Genomic DNA, 23,574 nt, shown 5'->3' on the forward strand with positions numbered 1-23,574 from the left:
TTCTTGGTGTTTTGTAAATGTAGTAAAACTAAAGAAAAAAACAGTCTTTATTCATCATAGTTCTTATTAATTTTTTAACGCTTAATAATTTAAGGTTTTTAGAGGTTATTCCAGAAATACTAATCTCATGTTTTTTTCGTTTCATTATGTAAATATTAAATATGCCAACTAACGTTAGTCTACTTTTGTCAATAGCTATAAGTTTTTATGTAACAGGTTTTTATGCTCAAAATAGACAGTTGGAACAGTCCTTTTTTTTTGATCATGATAGTTACGAATTAACGAGCACACACAAGCATCAAATAGATAGTTTAAATACTGTTTTTATTAAAGATTCTATAAAAATTGATATTAAGGCTTACACTAATAATTTTGGAACTAAAACTTACAATCTCAAATTATCTCATAGAAGAGCTAATAGTATAAAAACAGCATTCGAAAATTTTAACACAATTACAGCAACAGGATATGGAGAGCTTGACAATTCACTTTCTGAAAGTCGAAGGGTTGATGTTTTTATTTCAGTTTTTGATAGAAAACCCGAGTATGGCAATTCAGGCATTTTAAACAATAATCTAGACGTTAAAATTGGTGATACATTTAGACTGGATGGTATTTTATTTAAAGGAGGAATGGATGTTTTTTTAAATGAAAGTTATTCTGAACTAAAAAAGCTACTCGATTTTATGAAAAGTAATACTTATCACATTAAGCTTTTAGGTCATATTTGTTGTACGACCGATGGGAGTGAAGGTTTAAATAATCGCACTAAAACATTTACGCTTTCTCTTGACAGAGCAAAAGCTGTATTTGATTATTTAACAGATAACGGTATTGATAAAAACAGAATGGGTTATGTTGGATTGGCAGGTAGTTTTCCAACAGGGAAGGCTGTTAAGTATGATAGGCGTGTAGAAATTGAGATCGTAAGTTTCGACTAAAATTTATAATTTCAAAATTTCAAATTTTAAATTTGCGATAAAAAAGACCTTCAAAAATAGTCTGAAGGTCTTTCTTTAACAATTTACAGGTAATTCAAAATCTGTTTTTATAAATTAAGAGGTTTTGCCTGTTTGGTAATTTAATGTTTAAAATGGCGTGTTCCTGTCAACACCATTGCGAGATCATGTTCATTACAATAATCAATAGTCAACTGGTCTTTAATAGAGCCTCCAGGTTGAATTACTGCTTTGATTTCTGCTGTATCTGCTATTTCTACACAATCTGGAAATGGAAAGAAAGCATCACTGGCCATAACAGCACCTTTTAAATCAAATTTGAACGACTGTGCTTTATGAATGGCCTGATTAAGTGCATCTACACGACTGGTTTGTCCTGTACCACTGGCACATAATTGTTTGTTTTTTGCCAAAACGATAGTATTAGATTTGGTATGCTTACAAATTTTTGAAGCAAATATTAAATCTTCTAATTCGTTTTGTGTTGGTTGAATATGAGTAGCATAGGTCAAGTCATCGATGGAGTCTGTTTTGTTGTCTTTATCTTGAACTAAAACACCATTTAAACAAGTTCTTACGGTTGTTTGTGGGAAATCTACATCGTCGTGTAAAATTAATAAAATCCTGTTCTTTTTGCCTTTTAAAATTTTTAAGGCATCCTCAGAAAAAGAAGGCGCAATGACCACTTCACAAAAAAGGGAATGAATATCTTCAGCAGTAGCTTTATCAATTTCAGCGTTTGTAATTAAAATACCGCCAAATGCCGAAACAGGATCACCAGCTAAGGCATCAACATAGGCTTGATGAACGGTTTTACGTTGAGCAAAACCACAAGCATTGTTGTGTTTTAATATAGCAAATGTTGGAGCTTCTCCTTTAAATTCATTCATTAAATTTACAGCTGCATCAACATCTAAAAGATTATTATAGCTTAATTCTTTTCCGTGAAGTTTTGTAAAAATATCTTCAAAATTTCCGAAGAAAAAACCACGTTGATGAGGATTTTCTCCGTATCGTAATACTTGACCTTTAGTTTCGCTTATTTTTAAAGAAGCAATGTCATGATTGGTATTGAAATAGTTAAAAATTGCGGAATCATAGTGAGATGAAGTATTAAATGCTTTTGCTGCAAAATGTTTTCTGTCTGCTTCTGAAGTCTCTCCGTTTTTAGAGGTTAATATTTCCAGAAATTCAGAATAATCATCTACTGAAGATACACAAACCACATCTGCATAATTCTTTGCAGCAGCTCTGATTAATGAGATGCCTCCAATGTCAATTTTTTCAATAATGTCTTGATTTGAAGCTCCAGAAGCGACGGTTTTTTCAAAAGGGTAGAGGTCCACAATTACTAAATCAATTTGAGGGATATCGAAATCGGCTAATTCTGCAACATCACTTGCATTATTTTGACGATTTAAAATGCCTCCAAAAACTTTTGGATGTAGTGTTTTTACACGTCCACCAAGTATTGATGGATATGAGGTAACATCTTCTACTGGAACGACTTTGATGCCTAAGTCTTTGATGAATTTTTCGGTACCACCTGTAGAATAAATCGTAACCTTTTGCTTGTTAAGTTGTCTTACAATTGGTTCTAATCCTTCTTTGCTAAAAACTGAAATTAATGCAGATTTGATTGCTTTGTTGTTGCTCATTGTTGTGTTGTTGTAGTTGAGTTTCTGTTATAGAAACCATGTTGTGAAAATTAAAACCCAAAAATAAGGATTATCAAGAGTTTTAATGATTGAAAAATAGAGTTTATTTAAGTTTTTTGTAACAAAAAATTGTTGAAAACGTCCTATCTTTATATTTCTAGTCGTGTTCTAGAATACTAAACCAATCTTATGCTCGTTTATCTACGATTATTTAAAGAAAGCTTTTCGTTTGCTATCAATGCTTTGCGTAATAATAGACTTCGTACATTCTTGTCATTATTAGGTATAACTATTGGTATTTTTTCAATTATAGCAGTCCTTGCAGCAGTAGATTCTTTAGATCGAAATATAAAAGATAATTTATCTGGTTTAGATAAAAATACAATGTATCTTACAAAGTTTTCATTTGGGCCTACTGATGTGCCAAAGTGGCAACGTGATAATTTTCCACAAACTGAGCATGATGATTTTGAATTTATAGAACGTAATGTTCCGAATATAGATGCCATTGCTTATGTAATGTTTGGAGCTTCAGAATCTGTAAAATATCAAGGAGAATCTGTAACAGGCGTTGAGGTAACTCCAGTTTCTAACGGCATTTACGAAATAGAAGATTTTAAGGTTGGAAAAGGACGTTTCTACACAGAATCTGAGTCTAATTCTGGAGCACCTGTAATTGTTTTAGGATACTCAGTAGCTGAAAATTTATTTGGGAATTTAAACCCTATCGGAAAGCAAGTCCGTGTATATGGAAGGAAACTTTCTGTAATTGGTGTGCTAAAGAAATTTGGATCTGGAATGTTTGATTCACCAGATGACAAAGCTTATGTACCAGCAAATTTTGTAAGACGTTTTAAAAGTGGAGGAGCAAATGGAGTGCCTGGAGCAATCATTATTAAACCAGAAAAAGATGTTGATATGGGTGCTTTTGAAGAGATTTTAAAACAAAAATACCGTGTTTACAGAGGTTTGAAAGCAGGTGAGCCTGATAATTTTTTTATCAATAAAATGTCTGGATTTACAGATGCTATTGATGGGATTATTGGAACGCTTAATCTCATTGGGTGGATCATTAGCGGATTTTCATTATTAGTAGGAGGTTTTGGTATTGCAAATATTATGTTTGTTAGTGTAAAAGAGCGTACTAATCTTATTGGCATTCAAAAGTCTTTAGGAGCTAAAAATCGTTTTATTCTCTTTCAGTTTTTATTTGAAGCTATTATCTTATCTGTACTTGGTGGAATAATAGGAATTGTTTTAGTTTGGATTCTATCTCTTATCGCTTCAGGAATGGCAGAAGATTTCGAATTTATTTTATCGCTTTACAATGTCTTTTTAGGATTTGCACTCTCTACTTTTATCGGATTAATTTCAGGTGTTATTCCTGCAATTTCTGCTTCAAAACTAGATCCTGTTGAAGCAATCAGAACAGGAATGTAATCATTAGCTCATTAGTTCAGAAACCTTTTTGCAAACAAATTCTAGAAACCGCTCGTCATTTTCAGTAAAAGGATCAGGAGTATTAGAATCGATATCTATCTGACCAATATTTTCTCCATTAATAAAAATAGGAATTACAATTTCAGCTTTTACAGTAATACTGCAAGCAATATAGTTGTCTTGTGCAGCAACATCAGGTACGATAAAGTTTTTATTTGAAACAGCTACTTGTCCGCAAATTCCTTTACCAAAAGGAATAATTGTATGGTCTGTAGGTTCTCCAACATATGGACCGAGTTTTAGCTCATTCTTAACACCGTTTTTAAAATAAAAACCAACCCAGTTGTAATATGAGACTTGTTCTTCAAGAAGTTTACAAATGTCTAAAAGACGCTCGTCTACAGATGCAGAATTACGCTTAATGATGTCTTCTACTTTTGGTTTTAGAGCTTTTAATGTCATTGTTATTAAAATTTTGGTAAAAGTATTTAAAAAGTGTAGTTTCTATATTCATTTTATATAATTTTAACGTAATAAAATACATCGCTATTGAAAGCCCTTTTTCTTAAATATAAATCTGTCGTAAAGTTTATTTTAACCTTTCTAACAGTTTATTTTGTATTGACTTTAGCTTATAAGTTTTATTTGGATTTATCTGATGGCTCAAAATTTTATCCTGATTATTTTACCAATTTGGTAGCCAGACAATGCGATATGCTTTTGCATGCAGTTGGTTATAACGCTCAGGTTATTCCACATCCAGATGAACCATCAATGAAGCTCATTATCAATGGTAAATTCGTGGCTAGAGTAGTAGAAGGCTGTAATTCTATAAGTGTTATCATTCTGTTTATTTCTTTTATAATAGCGTTTTCGGGAAAATTTAAAGCTACATTTTTGTACTTGCTTTCAGGAAGCGTTTTAATTTATGCTGTTAATTTATTTCGAATTGTTATTTTGTCTATCGGACTTTATAACTATCCTTGGCGACGTGAAATTTTACATACTGTAATTTTTCCATTAATTATTTACGGAATGGTTTTTCTGCTTTGGATGTTTTGGGTGAATCGATTTTCTAAACTCGAGAAAGCAAATGCGTAAACCCATTACAATTATATTGCTCTTTGTGTTGTTTGGTATGTTGGTGCTTATTCGTGTTTTTGAAAATGAACTTTTTTATGATCCCTACCTTTTGTTTTTCAAAAATGATTATTTGCATATTGATTCTCCTAGACGTGAGATTTTTAAATTAAGCGTTTACACAACGATAAGATATCTTCTTAATTCAGGTATATCATTAGGTGTTATTTATCTGTTTTTTAAAGACAAGTCTATTGTTAAATTTTCAATTGCTGTATTTGCTGTAGCTTATGTTATATTAATAGCTGTGTTTTTATACTTTGTAATTCATCCACGTCAGGAAGACTACTATTTGTTTTTCAATTTAAGACGTTTTTTAATTCAGCCTATATTATTATTGCTCTTATTGCCAGCATTTTATTATTATAAACTGAAACAGTAAATGGTTAATTTTAATTCAAATAGGAATCTTGTAATTATCTTTTTTGTAATTTTGTAGTTCAATTTTTTTTATGTTAAAACAAATCTTACATAAATTCTTTTCAGCTTTAATGGCTGTTTTAGTATTGTTTTCTACAGTGTCTTTCACTGTGGAAAAACATTTTTGTGGAGATGTTTTAATTGATTCTGCTGTATTTACTGAAGCACAAAAGTGTAAGATGGAAGCTTTTGAAATAGAGCAATCTAAAATCACAAAAAAACATTGTTGCAAAGATGAATTAGAGGTTGTTAAAGGTCAAGACAAACTTAAACGTTCTCAATTTGAAGACATCGCTTTTGAACAACAGGTATTTGTCGTTTCATATATTTTCTCTTACAACAGTCTTGAGGAATTGCCTAACCTTATCATTCCTCATAAACAGTATTCTCCTCCTAATCTCATTTATGATATTCAAGTGCTTGATGAGGTTTTCTTAATTTGATTTACCAGTATATTTTATTTTTAAGTATGGTTTGTAATAAATCCATACGAATTTGATATACAAAAAAATCAAAATCATGACATGTTCATACTTCATTATAAAATTGCTTTAGACGTTCTTTGAGAATGTTTTGAAAACTGTAGTCATGGTTTTAAAACCTACAATTAAATGAAACATATAATATACATCATACTTATGCTTCCTGTTTTGATGTCTTCACAAGACCAGTTATCTGGTGAAGTTTTGGAAGCTAATACCGAAAGCAAATCATTTCCAGTAGTTGGAGCTAATGTGTTTTGGTTAAACACTTCTGTTGGTGCTGTTACAGATATCGATGGAAAATTTACCATTCCATATGAATCGAGTTACAAACAAATAATAATTAGTTATGTTGGTTATCAAACAGATACTTTAATCATAAACCGACCAAAATACTTAAAGCACTACCTTAAATCTACCAGTGAATTAGATGAGGTAACCATTACGTCTCGAAAACAATCAACAGTAAAATCTTACATGAAAGCTGCAAATGTAATTACAGTAAGTAGTGATGAATTGCTTAAAGCAGCTTGCTGCAATTTATCAGAGAGCTTTGAAACCAATCCATCAATAGATGTTAACTTTTCAGATGCACTCACTGGAACGCGACAAATTAAAATGTTAGGATTAACGAGTAAATATATTTTAATCACCACAGAAAACGTACCTTCTATTCGAGGAGCTTCTCAGGCTTTTGGTTTAAGTTTTATCCCAGGGACTTGGGTTGAGAGTATACAAATTACAAAAGGAGCAGGAAGTGTTACTAACGGTTTTGAAAGTATTGCAGGCCAGATTAATACCGAGCTTCAGAAGCCTTCAACAGATAACCGGTTTTTTGTTAACTTATATGGAGCAAGTAGTGAGCGGATGGAATTAAACACCCATTTTAATACTGAAGTGAGTGATAAGTGGAGTACAGGATTTTACATTCATGGAAATACACATCAGGCAGAACACGATGTAAATGATGACGGATTTCTAGACATGCCTTTGTATAATCAAATTAACGTGATGAATCGTTGGCAATATACAAATCCAGAAAAAGGCTTGGTCAGTTTCATTAATATAAAATATCTTAATGATGCCAAGCAAGCAGGACAATTAGATTTCGATCCAGATAGAGATAAACTGACGACAAATTTTTGGGGAAGTGAAATTGATACAGAACGTTTCGAACTGACCACTAAGTTTGGATACGTCAACCCAGAAATTCCTTGGCAAAGTTTAGGCGTCCAGTTTGCTTATAGTACACATAAGCAAGACTCTTATTATGGGTTGAATCGATATGATATTAATCATAACAGCGTATATTCTAATGTGGTTTATAATTCTATAATTAGTGATTCGAGACACAAAATTAAAACAGGTGTAAGTTTTACTTATGACCATTATGATGAGTTAGCAATTAATACCAATTTTGAACGAAGTGAGCGCTCTTTTGGAGGCTTTTTTGAGTATGCTTACGATAACTTAGATAAGTTGACTTTAACTGCGGGACTTCGGTTCGACACCCATAATCTGCTGGGAGAATTTATTACGCCTCGATTGCACTTGAGGTATACACCTTGGGAAAAAGCGGCTTTAAGATTTTCAATAGGCAGAGGAAAACGCAGTGCTAATATTTTTGCTGAAAACCAAAGCATGTTTGCAACGTCTAGAACGATTAATATTTTAAATACAAATGGAAATATTTATGGATTAGACCCAGAAATTGCATGGAATTATGGTGTGTCTTATCTGCAAGGTTTTAATCTCTTCGGAAGAAAAGGCGATGTCACTTTTGATTATTACAGAACCGATTTTCAGAATCAAGTGGTTGTAGATTGGGAAAATCCGCAAGAAGTCAATTTCTATAATTTGAAAGGTGATAGTTATGCTAATAGTTTGCAAGTAGAGTTAAATTATAATGCGTTTGAACATTTCGATTTCAGAACAGCTTATAAATACTATGATGTACAAACGGATTATCTTACCGGAAAATTATCAATGCCACTAACACCTAAACATCGTTTTTTTGCAAATACATCATATGAAACTCATAAGGAAGAAGGAGAGTTCTCTCACTGGAAATTTGATGTGACCTATAATTGGTTAAGTGAACAGCGTTTTGCTTCAACAAGTTCTAATCCAATAGAACTTAGATTACCTGAAGAATCGCCAACGGTTGGAACGTTGAATGCGCAAGTAACAAAAGTGTTTTCTCCCAAATTTGAAATATATGTTGGAGGTGAGAATATTACAAATGTAAGACAGGACAATCCAATTTTAGGAGCTGATGATCCGTTTGGTTCAAATTTTGATACTACATTTGTATATGGTCCAATTTTTGGAAGCATGTATTACGCTGGATTACGTTTTAAAATCAAATAAATCAAAATATAACAAACCTTAAAATTTATAATTATGAAAAAAATAGTAATGGTACTATGCTTAATGATTACGACAATTGCTTTTGCACAAGATAAGAATGCCAAGGGTTCTTTAGAAGTTGATGGTGTGTGCTTAATGTGTAAAGAACGTATTGAAAAAGCAGCCATAAGAACCAAAGGTGTTAAGTCTGCTATTTGGAATGTTGAAACTCATGAATTGAAGCTCATTTATGATGCACGAAAGACAAATTTAGATGCTGTTACAAAAAGTATAGTTGCGGTAGGTCATGACACTAAAGAAGTAAAAGCTACAGATGAAGCTTATAATTCTGTGCATCCATGTTGTAAATATCGCGATGAAGCTGTGAAAGACGATCATAAAAATTAATACAAAACATATTAAATAATAGATTAACTTGCCTCAATTATATAACCATTATGGCATTATAATTGAGGTTTGGATTTATATAAACCTGTTACACTAAATCAATCATGAAAACTATCTGTAAGTTAATCTTTGTCTTATTTGTTTCTATTATGTATACCTCTTGTGAAGAGGATTCAGTAGATAACGCTGTTCAACCTTCAAACGAGTTGGTTGCTATACAAGAGACTTTAAATCAAGCCTCTCCAATAAATTATACAATCAGTAATAACTTAAATACTAAAATTGATTACGGATCAGGTAATTATCAATTACAAGTGTTTACAGACGGGAAAATGACTTCGATTGAATTCTTTAATGATGGAGTTGCTTCTGGAAATGCAACATATACCTATGATACAGATGATCGCCTCATTAATTCTACGAGATCTTTTCCTGCGCTAAATCAAAATAGTGAAAGTCAATATGAATACACAGGAAATCAAATTTTAGCTACAAATTTTTCTTTGGATAATATATGGTGTTATAACTTCAGAAAGCTCATATAACTTTACTCTAAATGATAACAACCAAATAGTACACTATCAAAATGAAGACAATACAGTGTCTTGGAATGCATCTTATGCTAATGAGAATTTAACGGGTTTCAGCGCAAGTGGATATGGTGACGATGTTGACGGAACTGCAACATTCACGTATTCAACAGATTTAGCAAGTGAGCCTTACCAAAAAGAACGATATCGTTATGGATTACAATGGAGAAATAATATAATGTTAGTTCAGTCTGGAAACTATGCTTTTAAACAATTAGCTGAGTTGGGTGAAAATTATTTAACTGGTTACACATATAGTGTGACTGCAGATCCAACCAGAACCATAACGTTATCAGTCGACTATGAATTTGATAATCTAGGTCGATTGACTAAACAGACTAAAGACAAAATGTTTTTTCAGAGTCCAACGGAACGTGTCTTGACTTACCAGTATGAATAATATATAGTAATTTCTAATTGCTTTTACTGGTGTTAATATTTAACATAACTATTTGAGAAATAAAATTTCCAATACTATCATACCCTTCAATATAGAGATTAATTTTATCAGTATTTGTATTTGGAAGTTGAAATGTACCAGAAACATTATGCTTTAAATATACATTTGGCAACCATCCAATAGTACCGTATTCTTTAAATAATTTTGATTGATAACTTTTATAACGAGGCGAATAAAACGTTTTAGGATTAGTAAATCCAGCGTTTGCTGTACTTATGTGAGCAAAACTCTTTTCTATGTTAAACTCCTCTAAAGGTGTTCTTCTGGTATAAATTCTAATAACGCCATTTGTACCATTCATTCCTAATCCAAAACCATTCTTATCAATTAAAATGCCTTCAACATCTGCGGTGTTTATAGATGTTAAAAAACTAAAATCTGAAATAGGAACATCATCTACAAACACAGCTGGAGATCTATTAGAATTTAAAGTATTTCGGGCTAAGGTTGTTATTCTTAATCCTCCAAATTCAGTGGGAGTAACATTGAATTTACCATCAGCTCGAATTAAATCTGCAATTGTACGAAATTGTGTGGCTTCCTTTATTGTGATATTTGTGTAATTATCTTTAAATGTGCGGTTGTTTATCTGCATACCAATAGATTCAACACGGTTTTCTTTTGCTTTACCTTTAATTAAAACTTCATCTAACTCAATTTCAGCATCGTAAAAAAAATCTTTTGAACCTACATCTTCCGGAAGGGGTGTATCTAATAAGATAGAATTATTTCTAATTAAATCTGTTTTTGATATTAAATCGTCTAAAGGACTCAATTTGCAATTGATGTAAAGTTTTGGTTTGGCCAGTTCACTTTCTTTATCAATATATGCTATTCTAATGATTTCGTCTTTGAGTGGGAAATAGTTTTTCACCTCAAACGTATTGTCATTTTTAACGTCTATATCAAACCATCTGTAACCAATAAGTTCAGGTTCCTGTAATTTCAATCTGTTAATTTTAACATCAAAATTAACCTTACCTGTTAACGTGACACCATTTTCAAATTCAAATCGTTTTTCAGGCACATTATTAAATACGGAGTTCCAGTTATATCTGCTCCAACCTTGAGTAAGTAATAAGAGATCAAGATCATATGTTGTTTTACTGGTCGTGTCAGCAAAATAATAACCAGGTTTTTCTACATAACCTTTTAAATAAGGCTTTAATTCATTAGCAGATATGATATTATGGTCAGGATCGTAGGCGACTGAAGTTTCAGGTAAAATCGAGATACTTATATTGTTTAACGCTTTGTTTTCATTAGGAATGTTTTTATTAAGCGTATAAATTGAAAAGTAAAGAGAATCATTTTCAGATTTAGTTTGGTTAACGATAACTTTTGTCTTATTGATTATGGGATTGGTATTATAAATTAAGCGTTCGACCAAGGGCTTATCATTATTATCAAACACTGTAAAGATATTAATGCCTTTAAATAAGTCTGACTTCGAAATAATAAATGGTTTTGTAGTGCTAGATTCAAACAAAAAAGGAATACTTTTCATCATGCCATTTTTATGAAGCACTAACTTATATTCTTTACCTTTTATAGTATGGAGTGTCTGTTCATTAGTTTGAATGTTAATATAAACTTTTTCAGGTAATAAATTATTAACTGAAATATTAATTCCGTAATCTTTGATATCTTCGATAGCTTTTGTAAAAACGTACCCATTTTTTAATTCAATTTTAGCAGTATAGTTTTTTCCACTTGAGGGCTTAAACAAGCACTTTCCAATGCCAAACGTATTACTTTTAAAAGTAGCCACTTCTTCATTATTTTCATCATAAATTGATCCTGAAGCATAAACGCCTTTACCATGTGTGTCAATGACTTTAAAACCCAAGGTGTTGTTGATTCCAGTTAACAAATGACCTCCTTCAGGTAAGAATTGAAAATCATAGGTGTTGGTTTTAACTTCTGGTTTAATGTCGTCGTAGTCACCAGCAATGATTCTTATCTTTTGGACAAATGCATCGCTTTCTTGAAAGTTTTTCATCCAATTTGTAGATGCTTTTATAAAATAGTCACCTGTAGTATAGGTAGAATCAATCAGAATATTTCCGTTTGCTCCACCATTATTGGCAAGCCATAGTTTGTTTTCAATTAGGTTGCCATGGTCGTCGTATATACCGACATTTATATTAGTGGTGGCTTTTGAAGGTAAATTGCTATGTCTTTCGTGAACATATGTCTTAAACCAAACTTCTTCACCAACTATAAATGTGGTTTTATTTAGATGGGTGTAGAGTGTTTCTCTGGGTAATTCAAAGTAGTTTAGATAAGCTTTTTGAATGGATTTTTCTTCTTGAGAGTATAAGCTGAACGTAACACAGGTAAGGAAAAGGTAGATGCAGTATTTCATGTGTAGTATTTTTTCTAAATCTATGAAATATTGAAGAAAATAAGAAAACTTTAAACTTAATTTAAGATAGTTTAGAATTGGTCATAGCAGTTGATGATTTATGAAGTTTTAATAAGGATGATTGAAAAAATCAATTCGAGACCAAATGTATTTCATGTTTTGAAAACAGATCTTAAGATTAAACTCTTCAAAAGAAAAGCCTTTGATGACTATCAAAGGCTTTTTTTATATAGTTCAAACACAAAAGTGTCATACGTAGTGATTTGTCACTACATCATTCCTGGCATTCCGCCTCCCATTGGTGGCATTCCACCAGCTGGTTCATCTTCTTTAATGTCAACTAATGCACATTCAGTAGTTAAAATCATTCCAGCAACAGATGCTGCATTTTCTAAAGCAATACGTGTTACTTTTTTAGGATCGATAATTCCAGCTTTAAGCATGTCAACATAAGTTTCCGTTTTAGCATCAAAACCAAAGTCTTTTTTGCCTTCTAAAACTTTATTAATAACGACAGAACCTTCTCCACCTGCATTTTCAACGATAGTGCGTAAAGGAGATTCGATTGCACGTGCAACAATTTGAATTCCGGTAGTTTCATCTAAATTTTCAGTTGTAATTTTTTCAAGAACAGATTTAGCTCTCACTAAAGCAACTCCACCACCTGCAACGATACCTTCTTCAACAGCAGCTCTTGTTGCATGTAAAGCATCATCAACACGATCTTTCTTTTCTTTCATTTCAACTTCTGAAGCAGCACCAACATATAAAACGGCCACACCACCAGCTAATTTAGCTAAGCGTTCTTGTAGTTTTTCTTTGTCGTAATCGCTTGTAGTTGTTTCAATTTGAGCTTTAATTTGATTCACTCTTGCTTTGATATCTGAAGATTTTCCAGAGCCATTTACGATGGTTGTGTTGTCTTTATCAATCATTACGGATTCAGCAGTTCCTAACATACTTAAATCGGCATTTTCAAGAGAGAATCCTCGTTCTTCAGAAATCACCACGCCTCCTGTTAGAATAGCGATATCTTCAAGCATTGCTTTACGACGATCTCCAAATCCTGGTGCTTTTACAGCAGCTATTTTGAGTCCACCACGTAATTTGTTAACAACTAAAGTAGCTAAGGCTTGACCTTCTACATCTTCAGCAATAATTAATAATGGTCGACCAGATTGAGCAACTGGTTCCAGAATTGGAAGGATTTCCTGTAAGTTAGAAATTTTCTTATCGAATAATAAGATGTATGGGTTTTCTAAATCGGCAACCATTTTATCAGAATCGGTAACGAAATAAGGTGACAAATAACCTCTGTCAAATTGCATACCTTCTACAACATCAACATAAGTTTCCATTCCTTTAGCTTCTTCAACGGTAATCACACCTTCTTTTCCTACTTTGCCAAAAGCTTTAGCGATTAATTCGCCAATAGTATCATCATTATTTGCTGAAATAGCAGCAACCTGTTTGATCATTTCAGATGAACTTCCTACCTTTTTAGATTGTTTTTCAAGATTTTTAACTATTGCCTCAACAGCTTTGTCAATACCGCGTTTTAAATCCATCGGGTTTGCTCCAGCAGCAACGTTTTTTAAGCCTTCTTTAACGATTGCCTGTGCTAAAACAGTTGCCGTAGTTGTACCATCACCTGCTAAATCATTGGTCTTAGAAGCCACTTCTTTAACCATTTGAGCTCCCATATTTTCAAGTTCATTGTCCAGCTCAATTTCTTTAGCTACAGAAACACCATCTTTAGTAACTTGTGGAGCTCCAAATGATCTGCTGATGATCACGTTACGACCTTTTGGTCCTAAGGTTACTTTCACTGCATTTGCTAATGCGTCTACACCGCGTTTTAATCCGTCACGTGCTTCAATATCAAATTTTATGTCTTTTGCCATTTTTTTTAGTTTTTTTTGTCATTCCTGCGAAGGCAGGAATCTATTTGTTTTTATTAAATTTAATTGGATTCCGCATCAAGTACGGAATGACAGTATTGTTTAAACAATCGCCAGAATATCACTCTCACGCATAATGAGGTAATCTTTACCTTCTAGTTTTAGTTCTGTTCCTGCATACTTTCCGTAAAGAACAGTATCACCAGATTTAACAGTCATTGGTTCGTCTTTTGTGCCTTTACCAACAGCAACAACTTTACCTTTCTGTGGTTTTTCTTTTGCGTTGTCTGGAATAATAATTCCTGAAGCTGTCTTCGTTTCAGCCTCTACAGGTTCAATAAGAACTCTGTCTGCTAATGGTTTAATGTTTAAGCTCATTGTTATGTAAGTTTTTTTATTAAAAAGTTTATTGTTAACGCTATGCGTTATGCTAAAAATGTGCCAGCTATTTTTTAACTGACAAACTTACAGATTGAAGTGTTGAATTGATAGAAATAAAAAATGCCAACTCAAAAGCTGGCATTGTAAATTTTTTATGTAATCGTAATGATTATCCTCCAATAGAATCTGTTGAAGTTGCAGTATTATCGTCAATTGATGTATCTGGAGTTGTTGCAGGAACTGACGTTTCTGTGTTTTCTCCATTAATTACTTTAGAATCTTGCGAACCACCAGCCCCAGGAATAGCAAAATTTGAGGCTAATATTAATGCCAGTAATAAGGTCGCTAACGCCCAAGTACTCTTGTCTAAAAAGTCGGTTGTTTTTTTAACACCACCTAATTGCTGAGTGCCTCCTCCTCCAAAAGAAGATGATAATCCACCACCTTTAGGATTTTGTACCATAACGACAACGACTAGTAAAAAGGCCACTAGTACGATAAGGATTAAAAATATTGTAAACGTATTCATTAGTTCTATATATTATTTTCTTGTAATTGTTTGACTGCTTTAATTTGGTCTGCAAAGAAACCACTTTTTTCTGGATATTTCAAACTTAAAATTTTATAAGATTGAATTGCTTTTTCATAGTTTTTTTGTTCGAGGTAAATTCTAGCTAAAGTCTCTGTCATTAAGCCGTCATGCTTAACCGTGTCATCGAGTTTTAGTTCTATTTTGGGTGTGTCTTTTGAAGGAATTATTTTTGGATTACTTTCTAAAAACTTGTCGATAAGCTCAAATTTTTTGGTAATTGTGCTATCTGATCTTTCAGAGTTGGGATCACTTTTTTCTTCTGAAGCATTACTTAAATCGTCTCTGTTAATAGGTTTGAAACTTGTTATTTTTAGCCATTCTGTAAACGAATGTGTTTCAGATTTATTAAAGTCTAAAGGTTTTCCTATCTGTAAAGTTTTTTCAGGAGATTCTTCAATATTTTTAGCATCGACATCCAGAATAACTTGTTCTGGTGCAGTATTTTGTAATGCTAAAAAGTTGGCAATATCTTCTATTTTTACTTTTTCTTCAAATAAATAGGGATCAAGTACACCTTTAGTGTTTTTTACATGTTCTTTTAAAGCATCATCAATAGTAACACTTTTATCTATAGAAATGTCATCAGCTTCATTAACAACAATGCTTTTCAAATGTTCTGAGTTTTGTTTGATAATTTGAGATATTTCATTTTGATTGAACGCTTCTGAAGTAATATAGTCAAACAAAATGCTACGATCTGTGGTATAAGCAGCAGTCGTTTTTAATTCTTGATTGTACTTGAAACTGTCTTTGTTTTTAAGCCCTTTTAGATATAAGGCTCTTGCAGATTGTGCATACGGAAACTCTGAAATTAGCTCTTGTAATTGTTGCGTCTGATCAGAAGTAATATCCTGAGGGTTTTGAAGTATGTATGTAAAGTCGGTTGTGTTCAATGTTTAGTTGTAAAGTTGTAAAGTTTTGGTTATAAGATGTAAAATTACAATTTTTCTAAACATCTAAACATCTAAACATCTAAACATCTAAACATCTAAACATCTAAACATCTAAACATCTAAACACCTTAATTACCATTTTGCTAAAGTAGCATTGAATATATCTTGAGTGATGCGTTCAAAAATCTCTTCAATAGCTGTGTCTTTTTGAGAGCCTATCAATTGTGAGCTCCCAGCATAATCATAAAAGAAAGAAAAGCGTTGCTCAAATTCTTCTTCTGGTTCGTTTTTGTCATAAAACCTGACATTGACACCAATGGTTAATCTGTTTTGTGCTGCTGTACTGTTGGCTTGTGCCGTCGTTGGGGAAATCCGGTATTCTATAATTTCACCTTCATATACTAAGTCTCCACCAGAATTTACAATACTTAAATTGGTTTGGTTTAAAATTAAATCTTGTAATGCTAAAGTGAAATCTCTATCTAATCCAGGCTCAACAAGTGCTGCAGTATTTTGAAAATAATTAACCTGAAACGTTTCAATATTATCTGCAATTGAGGTTCCTGTAAATGAGTATGGACCACACCCTAAAAGAAGTACTGGTGAGCAAAGCAGAATTATTTTTTTGAAGATTTTCATTTAATAAGTATTAGTTGAACGAAACAAAAAAAACGTTGTATAAGCACCTAAAATTACTAATGTCTTCATAAACTTTTCTTAAAGATCGTATTGTTTTATTTTTCTGTATAACGTACGCTCACTTATGCCTAATTCTGCTGCAGCTAGTTTGCGTTTTCCATTATGGCGCTCCAGTGATTTTTTAATGAGTTCTAACTCTTTATCATGTAAAGATAATGTTTCTTCTTCTTCAATTTCTTCAGCAAAATGATATTTATCCTGAGTGTTATCTTCATTAGTTTCAACGATATTATCGTTTTTTTCAGCAATAGATAATACCTCTAAGTCTTCGAACTCATTGTCGTAAGATTCTTTTTCATCATCACCATATATTTTCTGAATTAAATGTTCATTATCTTTTTGAACCTCATTGGCGTTACCGCTTTTCATGAGTTCCATGGTGAGTTTTTTAAGATCATTAAGGTCACTTTTCATGTCAAAAAGAACCTTATATAGAATTTCACGTTCATTGCTAAAATCACTTTCAGCTTTTGTGGTATTGATAACAGCTGGTAAATTGTTTGATGTGCTTGGTAAATAACCTCTGAGTGTTGAAGCGCTAATAGTTCGATTTTGTTCCAGTACTGAAATTTGCTCGGCAACATTACGTAATTGTCTGATGTTTCCATTCCAACGAAATTTCAATAAAATATCTACGGCATCATCATTAAGCTTAATCGTTGGCATTTTGTATTTAAGTGCAAAGTCACTTGCAAATTTTCTAAATAGTAAGTGAATGTCTTGCTGACGTTCTCTCAAAGGAGGTATGTTGATCTCGACTGTGCTTAACCTGTAGTATAAATCTTCGCGAAATCTTTCTTTTTTTATGGCTTCAAACATATTTACGTTTGTAGCTGCCACAATGCGAACATTCGTTTTTTGGACTTTACTAGAGCCTACTTTAATAAACTCGCCATTTTCTAAAACACGAAGTAAACGTACTTGAGTAGTTAAAGGTAATTCGCCAACTTCATCTAAAAATATGGTGCCACCATCGGCAACTTCAAAATAACCAGAACGTGTTGAAGTAGCTCCTGTAAAAGCGCCTTTTTCATGTCCGAAAAGTTCACTGTCTATAGTGCCTTCAGGAATTGCACCACAGTTTACGGCAATGTATTTACCGTGTTTGCGGTGTGATAACTGGTGTATGATTTTTGGAATACTTTCTTTACCAACACCACTTTCACCTGTAACCAATACCGAAATATCAGTAGGTGATACCTGAATCGCTTTTTCAATGGCACGATTAAGTTTTTCGTTGTTTCCTATAATTCCGAAACGTTGTTTTATGGCTTGAATTGATTCCATATATTAATTATCTTTTGAATAGCCTGTAGCCTCACCAATTAGTGTAGCACTCGTACAATCGGTTACATCGACATACACCAAATCTCCAACGTTATAATGTTCTTTTGGAAAGACTGCAACAATATTCTGTGAGGTTCTTCCAGACCACTGGTCACTGGATTTTTTTGATTCGCGCTCTATTAAAACTTCAACAGTAGTGTTGAGGTATTCTTTGGTTCTTATTTCGCTATGTTCACGTTGTAGTTGGACAATTTCGGACAAACGTCGTTTCTTAATCTCTTCAGGAATATCATCATCCAGTTTGCGCTCAGCCATAGTTCCTGGTCGTTCAGAATATGTAAACATATAACCAAAATTATACTTTACATACTCCATTAAACTCAACGTATCCTGGTGATCTTGTTCGGTTTCGGTTGGAAAACCTGCAATTAAGTCTTGACTAATTGAACATTCGGGAAGAATTCTTCTGATATTATCAATGAGTTCAAAATATTCTTCTCTTGTATGTAAACGATTCATTTCTTTTAAGATACGATTACTTCCGCTTTGAACAGGTAAATGAATGTGTTTGCAGATGTTATCGAATTTCGCCATAGTTTCAATAACATCCAAAGTCAAATCTTGAGGATTACTTGTTGAAAAACGAACTCGCATTTTTGGTTGCGCCTTTGCACATAATTCTAACAACTGAGCAAAATTTACTGCAGTCGCTTTTTGCAGGTCACTTGCTTTTGAGAAATCTTTTTTGAGTCCACCACCATACCATAAATAACTGTCAACATTTTGACCTAAAAGCGTAATTTCCTTGAAGCCTTTATCCCATAAATCATTAATTTCTTCAATAATACTTTGTGGATTACGACTGCGTTCACGTCCTCTGGTAAATGGAACTACGCAAAACGTACACATGTTATCACAACCACGAGTAATCGATACAAAAGCAGTTACACCATTGCTGTTTAAACGAACAGGAGAAATATCACCATAGGTTTCTTCCTTAGAAAGGATGACATTAATGGCGTCTCGACCTTCATCAACTTCTGCTAAAAGGTTGGGTAAATCTTTGTAAGCATCTGGACCAACAACTAAATCGACAATCTTTTCTTCTTCTAAAAACTTAGTCTTTAAACGTTCAGCCATACAGCCTAAAACACCAACTTTCATTTTTGGGTTGATACGTTTTACAGCATTGTATTTTTCTAAACGTTTTCTAACGGTTTGTTCGGCTTTATCACGAATAGAGCATGTATTTACCAAAACTAAATCGGCATCTTCAAGACGTTGGGTAGTGTTGAATCCTTGTTCAGACAAAATAGAAGCTACAATTTCACTATCGCTAAAATTCATAGCACAACCATAACTTTCAATAAAAAGTTTACGGTTATTTCCTTGTTTAGCTTCAAGAATAAGTGATTCTCCTTGTTTGTTTTCGTCTATTGTTTTTTCCATAGATGTGTATCGGCTTGTGCCAGCAATAGTTATCATCGCATTATTGAGTCAATAAGCATGCAAAGATACACTATTTTTGAAAATTATGACAAAGTGTCAGCGTAGAATTTCTTTTGAAACGAGTTATTAATTTAGTTACTTTGGTAACTCAATCAACACAAAGATATACATGTTATTAGCTGAAATTCAACATAAAATTCAGAATGCAAGACACTTGGATTTCGGTCAGATATTTTCTGAAAGTATTGAATTGTTTAAAAAAGTTTGGGTTCAGGGTTTAATAACTGTATTATTAAGTTTCGGACTTTCATTACCTTTAATATTTATTATTACAATTCCAATGTCTGCTTTTGGAATGATAGGAGAGAATAATCAAAGTATGGCAGATGATATTTTGCCATTAATGTTTCTTGTAGTTCTATTAGTAAGTTTTGTCTTAGTTGTAGGTTTAACGATAGTTCTTTTGGGTCTAAAAACAGCTTTTTATAGAATCATGTTTCAGTATGACATGAATATGTTAGCCAAAGAGGATTATTTTTATTTTTTAAAACGACCATACTTAGGGAAAACCATATCATTAGCTTTTGCTTATTTAGGAATTATTTTACTGGCTATGTTATTGTGTTACCTCCCAATAATTTATGTGATGGTTCCTGTGAATTTACTATTTGTCATTTATGCATTTAATCCTGAATTAACTGTTTCTAACCTTTTAAAGTTGAGTTTTAAGTTGGGTAATAAAAAATGGTTTATCACTTTTGGATTAACTTTAATAGCTGGAATTTTGGCGCAAACCATTGGGTTTTTAATGTGTTTTGTTGGAATATTTGCTACAGCATCATTTGTAAGTGTACCATTATATATAATATACAAACAAGTTATTGGATTTGAGCATTCTGAAATTGCTAAAATAGATGAAAACACAAACCTCTAACGCAACCTTTTTTGAATTGATGCATCTTAGAAAAAACGGAAGTTATGAAACAATTTAAGACTATTATTACCCTTATATGTATTCCTTTATTATTGATGAATACCCAATGTGATGACGACGATGAGATACAAGACAATGTTTGTGGGCAATCTGTAATCATTGATAATGATTATTTCGAAACCGCAGTGTCTAATGAATATGCTTTAGTCGGTTATAGTATTAATGGTGACTGTTTGAGTATTGAAATCTCAGCAAGTGGATGCGATGGAGAATCATGGAGTATGGTGTTGGTTGATTCTGGAACTATTACAGAATCATCACCTGAGCAACGTTATTTAAAGTTTGTATTTACAAATGACGAATTGTGTTTAGCCGTATTTAGTCAAAGTCGTGTTTTTAACCTGGCAAACTTACGTGTAGAAGGTAGTAATGAAATTGTTTTGAATATAGAAGGCTTTCCTGAAGCTATTACTTATATGTATCCGTAATTTAATAGGAAGTCATTTTTACTCAGAGAGGTTGTTTTCTCACTTTTTTTATGTGAATTTATATAGATAAACTCACACTTTTTTAAGATAAACTACAATTGAAATTTTTAAAAATTAGGATGATATATTTTTTTTCACATACATTTGTAGCCTGAAAAAATCAAATATGCCGAAGAATTTAGTTATTGTAGAGTCACCAGCAAAAGCCAAAACTATCGAGAAATTTCTTGGAAAAGATTTCAAAGTAGAATCTAGTTTTGGGCATATTGCCGACTTACCTTCAAAAGAATTAGGAGTAGATGTAGAGGGAGATTTTAAGCCTAAATATCAAGTTTCAAAAGACAAGAAAGATGTCGTTAAAAAACTAAAAGATCTTGCCAAGAAAGCCGAAACGGTTTGGTTGGCAAGTGATGAGGATCGTGAAGGAGAAGCTATTGCTTGGCATTTGGCTGAAACTTTAGGATTAGATAAGGCAAAGACGAAACGTATCGTTTTTCATGAAATTACAAAATCGGCAATTCAAAAAGCTATTGAAAATCCAAGAGGAATTGATTACGATTTGGTAGATGCACAACAAGCAAGGCGTGTATTGGATCGTATTGTTGGTTACGAATTATCTCCTATATTATGGAGAAAAGTAAAAGGTGGTTTGTCTGCTGGACGTGTGCAATCTGTTTCTGTGCGCTTAATCGTAGAACGTGAGCGTGAAATTATTGATTTTACTGCGGAAGCTTCTTATCGTATAGATGCGGAGTTTTCTAATGAAGACGGACAAACATTTAAGGCAAAACTTCCTAAGAATTTTTCATCTAAAGAAGACGCATATGCGTTTTTAGAATCTAATGCAAATGCTGATTTTAAAGTTTCTAATTTAGAAAAAAAGCCAGCTAAAAAATCTCCTGCTGCACCTTTTACAACATCTACATTGCAACAGGAAGCTTCCAGGAAATTAGGATTTTCTGTGAGTAGAACCATGCAAAATGCGCAGCGTTTGTATGAAGCAGGTTTGATAACTTACATGAGAACAGACAGCGTCAATTTATCTGATGAAGCCCGTAAAGGAGCTCAGGCTGAAATTGAAAGTGCTTATGGTTCAAAATTTAGTAAGCCCAGAAATTATAAAGGAAAATCGAAAGGAGCTCAGGAAGCGCATGAAGCGATTCGACCTACAGATTTTGCTAAACATACTGTTAATGTTGAAAGAGATCAAGCGCGTTTATACGATTTAATTTGGAAACGTGTCATCGCATCTCAAATGAGTGAAGCCTTATTAGAGCGAACTAATGTGAAGATTAGTGCTTCGACTCACAATAACATATTTACAGCTAATGGTGAGGTCATTACTTTTGAAGGCTTTTTAAAAGTGTATTTAGAAGGTACTGATGATGAAGATACAGAGCAGGAAGGCATGTTGCCAGCAATGAAAGTCAATGAAACCTTATTAAATAGTTACATTACTGCTACCGAACGTTTTTCTCGTCCACCATATAGATATACTGAAGCTTCTTTGGTAAAACAATTAGAAGAACTTGGCATCGGAAGACCTTCAACTTATGCACCAACTATTTCAACGATTCAGAATAGAAATTATGTTGAAAAGGGTTCTAACGAAGGTGTTGAAAGAGATTATATACAGTTGACGCTTCAGGATGGAAGCATAAAAGACAATTCACTTACTGAAAAAGTAAATAGTGATAAAGGTAAATTGGTGCCAACAGATATAGGTATGATTGTTACTGATTTTCTGGTAAACCATTTTGGAGGCATTTTAGATTACAATTTCACAGCAAAAGTGGAAGCCGATTTTGATGAAATTGCTGAAGGAAAAGAGGACTGGAAAAAGATGATGAAAGATTTTTACAAAGAATTTCATCCAAAAGTTGAAGATGTTGCTGAAAACGCAGAACGGGAATCTGGAGAACGTATTTTGGGTAAAGATCCAAAGACAGGTAAGCAGGTTAGTGTGCGTTTAGGGAAGTTTGGGCCAATGGTTCAAATAGGAACGGTTGAGGATGAAGAGAAACCTCAATTTGCCAGTTTGTCTCCAGATCAGCAATTAACTACCATTACGTATGAAGAGGCTATGGAACTCTTCAAGTTGCCAAAAAAATTAGGAACATACGAAGGTGAAACGGTTGAAGTTAACAATGGTCGTTTTGGACCTTATGTTAAATTTGGTAAGAAATTCGTGTCACTTCCTGCTGGTACAAATCCAACTGATGTAGAAATGAATCAGGCTATTGAGCTTATTAAAGAAAAACAAAAAGCTGATGCACCTATATATATGTATCAAGATTTACCTGTTCAAAAAGGTAAAGGACGTTTCGGTCCATTTATTAAATGGAACAACATGTTCATTAATGTGAATAAAAAGTACGATTGGGATAATTTATCAGATGATGATATTGTAGAATTAATTGAAGATAAAATACAGAAAGAAAAAGATAAATTAATTCACCATTGGGAAGATGAAGGTATTCGTGTAGAAAAAGCACGTTGGGGAAGACATAATGTAATTAAAGGAAAAATAAAAGTGGAACTTCCAAAAACGGTTGATGTGTCTGACATGACCTTAGAAGAAGCAAAGGCTCATATTGAAAAGAAAGCGCCTAAGAAAAAAACTGCCACAAAAAAGAAGACTACTAAAAAGAAAACTGCTACTAAAAAGTAATACCA

Annotated in this window: 22 protein-coding genes; 12 read left to right on the forward strand and 10 right to left on the reverse strand. The window is 32.9% G+C overall.

Annotated features, from left to right (window positions below):
• The first annotated feature begins 161 nt into the window (after positions 1-161).
• Entirely contained in the window at positions 162-941 is a 780-nt protein-coding gene (locus ACRHNM_RS14335; protein ID WP_431137340.1) for an OmpA family protein, read from the forward strand.
• Positions 942-1,081: 140 nt separating this feature from the next.
• Here the strand turns inward: ACRHNM_RS14335 and purH are convergent, their stop codons facing one another.
• Positions 1,082-2,617, reverse strand: a complete 1,536-nt coding sequence (purH, locus tag ACRHNM_RS14340; protein ID WP_431137341.1) for a bifunctional phosphoribosylaminoimidazolecarboxamide formyltransferase/IMP cyclohydrolase — start codon at positions 2,615-2,617, stop codon at positions 1,082-1,084.
• A gap of 189 nt (positions 2,618-2,806) precedes the next feature.
• Between purH and ACRHNM_RS14345 the strand changes: the two genes are divergently transcribed.
• Positions 2,807-4,057: an ABC transporter permease gene (locus ACRHNM_RS14345; RefSeq protein WP_431137342.1), complete on the forward strand. Its 1,251-nt coding sequence runs from the start codon at positions 2,807-2,809 to the stop codon at positions 4,055-4,057.
• A gap of 3 nt (positions 4,058-4,060) precedes the next feature.
• Here ACRHNM_RS14345 and ACRHNM_RS14350 read toward each other — a convergent pair whose 3' ends face one another.
• Positions 4,061-4,519, reverse strand: coding sequence for a GAF domain-containing protein (locus ACRHNM_RS14350; protein ID WP_431137343.1), 459 nt, complete (start codon positions 4,517-4,519; stop codon positions 4,061-4,063).
• An 87-nt stretch (positions 4,520-4,606) separates the two neighbouring features.
• On the opposite strand from ACRHNM_RS14350, the gene xrtF reads away from it, so the two are divergent.
• From xrtF to ACRHNM_RS14385, 7 genes are all read left to right on the forward strand, one after another.
• Positions 4,607-5,158, forward strand: coding sequence for an exosortase family protein XrtF (gene xrtF, locus ACRHNM_RS14355; RefSeq protein ID WP_431137344.1), 552 nt, complete (start codon positions 4,607-4,609; stop codon positions 5,156-5,158).
• Entirely contained in the window at positions 5,151-5,579 is a 429-nt protein-coding gene (locus ACRHNM_RS14360; RefSeq protein WP_431137345.1) for an exosortase F system-associated membrane protein, read from the forward strand. Before xrtF ends, ACRHNM_RS14360 begins: the two co-directional genes overlap by 8 nt.
• Before the next feature lie 70 nt (positions 5,580-5,649).
• Positions 5,650-6,060: an HYC_CC_PP family protein gene (locus tag ACRHNM_RS14365; protein WP_431137346.1), complete on the forward strand. Its 411-nt coding sequence runs from the start codon at positions 5,650-5,652 to the stop codon at positions 6,058-6,060.
• Positions 6,061-6,228: 168 nt separating this feature from the next.
• Positions 6,229-8,469, forward strand: a complete 2,241-nt coding sequence (locus ACRHNM_RS14370) for a TonB-dependent receptor domain-containing protein (protein ID WP_431137347.1) — start codon at positions 6,229-6,231, stop codon at positions 8,467-8,469.
• A 33-nt stretch (positions 8,470-8,502) separates the two neighbouring features.
• On the forward strand, positions 8,503-8,856 hold the full coding sequence (locus tag ACRHNM_RS14375; RefSeq protein WP_431137348.1) for a heavy-metal-associated domain-containing protein: 354 nt from the start codon (positions 8,503-8,505) through the stop codon (positions 8,854-8,856).
• 104 nt (positions 8,857-8,960) lie between these two features.
• Positions 8,961-9,401: a hypothetical protein gene (locus ACRHNM_RS14380; RefSeq protein WP_431137349.1), complete on the forward strand. Its 441-nt coding sequence runs from the start codon at positions 8,961-8,963 to the stop codon at positions 9,399-9,401.
• A gap of 55 nt (positions 9,402-9,456) precedes the next feature.
• Positions 9,457-9,846, forward strand: coding sequence for a hypothetical protein (locus ACRHNM_RS14385; RefSeq protein WP_431137350.1), 390 nt, complete (start codon positions 9,457-9,459; stop codon positions 9,844-9,846).
• Positions 9,847-9,859: 13 nt separating this feature from the next.
• Here the strand turns inward: ACRHNM_RS14385 and ACRHNM_RS14390 are convergent, their stop codons facing one another.
• The 8 genes from ACRHNM_RS14390 to miaB form a co-directional block, all read right to left on the reverse strand.
• Positions 9,860-12,274 (reverse strand): hypothetical protein, encoded by a 2,415-nt coding sequence (locus ACRHNM_RS14390; protein WP_431137351.1) that lies wholly within the window; start codon positions 12,272-12,274, stop codon positions 9,860-9,862.
• 269 nt (positions 12,275-12,543) lie between these two features.
• The gene (groL, locus tag ACRHNM_RS14395) at positions 12,544-14,178 is read right to left on the reverse strand and encodes a chaperonin GroEL (protein ID WP_431137352.1); all 1,635 of its coding nucleotides are present in this window, start codon (positions 14,176-14,178) and stop codon (positions 12,544-12,546) included.
• 99 nt (positions 14,179-14,277) lie between these two features.
• Entirely contained in the window at positions 14,278-14,553 is a 276-nt protein-coding gene (gene groES, locus ACRHNM_RS14400) for a co-chaperone GroES (RefSeq protein WP_091423334.1), read from the reverse strand.
• A 172-nt stretch (positions 14,554-14,725) separates the two neighbouring features.
• Positions 14,726-15,085, reverse strand: coding sequence for a preprotein translocase subunit SecG (gene secG, locus ACRHNM_RS14405; protein ID WP_431137353.1), 360 nt, complete (start codon positions 15,083-15,085; stop codon positions 14,726-14,728).
• 5 nt (positions 15,086-15,090) lie between these two features.
• Entirely contained in the window at positions 15,091-16,041 is a 951-nt protein-coding gene (locus ACRHNM_RS14410; RefSeq protein ID WP_431137354.1) for a hypothetical protein, read from the reverse strand.
• A gap of 132 nt (positions 16,042-16,173) precedes the next feature.
• Positions 16,174-16,680, reverse strand: a complete 507-nt coding sequence (locus ACRHNM_RS14415; protein ID WP_431137355.1) for an LptE family protein — start codon at positions 16,678-16,680, stop codon at positions 16,174-16,176.
• Positions 16,681-16,758: 78 nt separating this feature from the next.
• A complete protein-coding gene (locus ACRHNM_RS14420) occupies positions 16,759-18,027 on the reverse strand; it encodes a sigma 54-interacting transcriptional regulator (RefSeq protein ID WP_431137356.1) in 1,269 nt (422 codons plus the stop codon).
• Positions 18,028-18,030: 3 nt separating this feature from the next.
• Entirely contained in the window at positions 18,031-19,476 is a 1,446-nt protein-coding gene (gene miaB, locus ACRHNM_RS14425; RefSeq protein ID WP_431137357.1) for a tRNA (N6-isopentenyl adenosine(37)-C2)-methylthiotransferase MiaB, read from the reverse strand.
• A 169-nt stretch (positions 19,477-19,645) separates the two neighbouring features.
• Here miaB and ACRHNM_RS14430 point away from each other — a divergent pair, with 169 nt between their 5' ends.
• The 3 genes from ACRHNM_RS14430 to topA all read left to right on the forward strand — a co-directional run bounded on the left by ACRHNM_RS14430 (position 19,646) and on the right by topA (position 23,569).
• Complete coding sequence (locus ACRHNM_RS14430; RefSeq protein WP_431137358.1) at positions 19,646-20,410, forward strand: hypothetical protein; 765 nt, start codon at positions 19,646-19,648, stop codon at positions 20,408-20,410.
• 44 nt (positions 20,411-20,454) lie between these two features.
• Positions 20,455-20,898, forward strand: a complete 444-nt coding sequence (locus ACRHNM_RS14435) for a hypothetical protein (RefSeq protein ID WP_431137359.1) — start codon at positions 20,455-20,457, stop codon at positions 20,896-20,898.
• Between the two features lie 166 nt (positions 20,899-21,064).
• Positions 21,065-23,569, forward strand: a complete 2,505-nt coding sequence (topA, locus tag ACRHNM_RS14440; protein WP_431137360.1) for a type I DNA topoisomerase — start codon at positions 21,065-21,067, stop codon at positions 23,567-23,569.
• Positions 23,570-23,574: the final 5 nt, after the last annotated feature.

This window comes from Psychroserpens mesophilus (assembly GCF_050617655.1).
Classification (GTDB): Bacteria; Bacteroidota; Bacteroidia; order Flavobacteriales; family Flavobacteriaceae; genus Psychroserpens; species Psychroserpens mesophilus_A.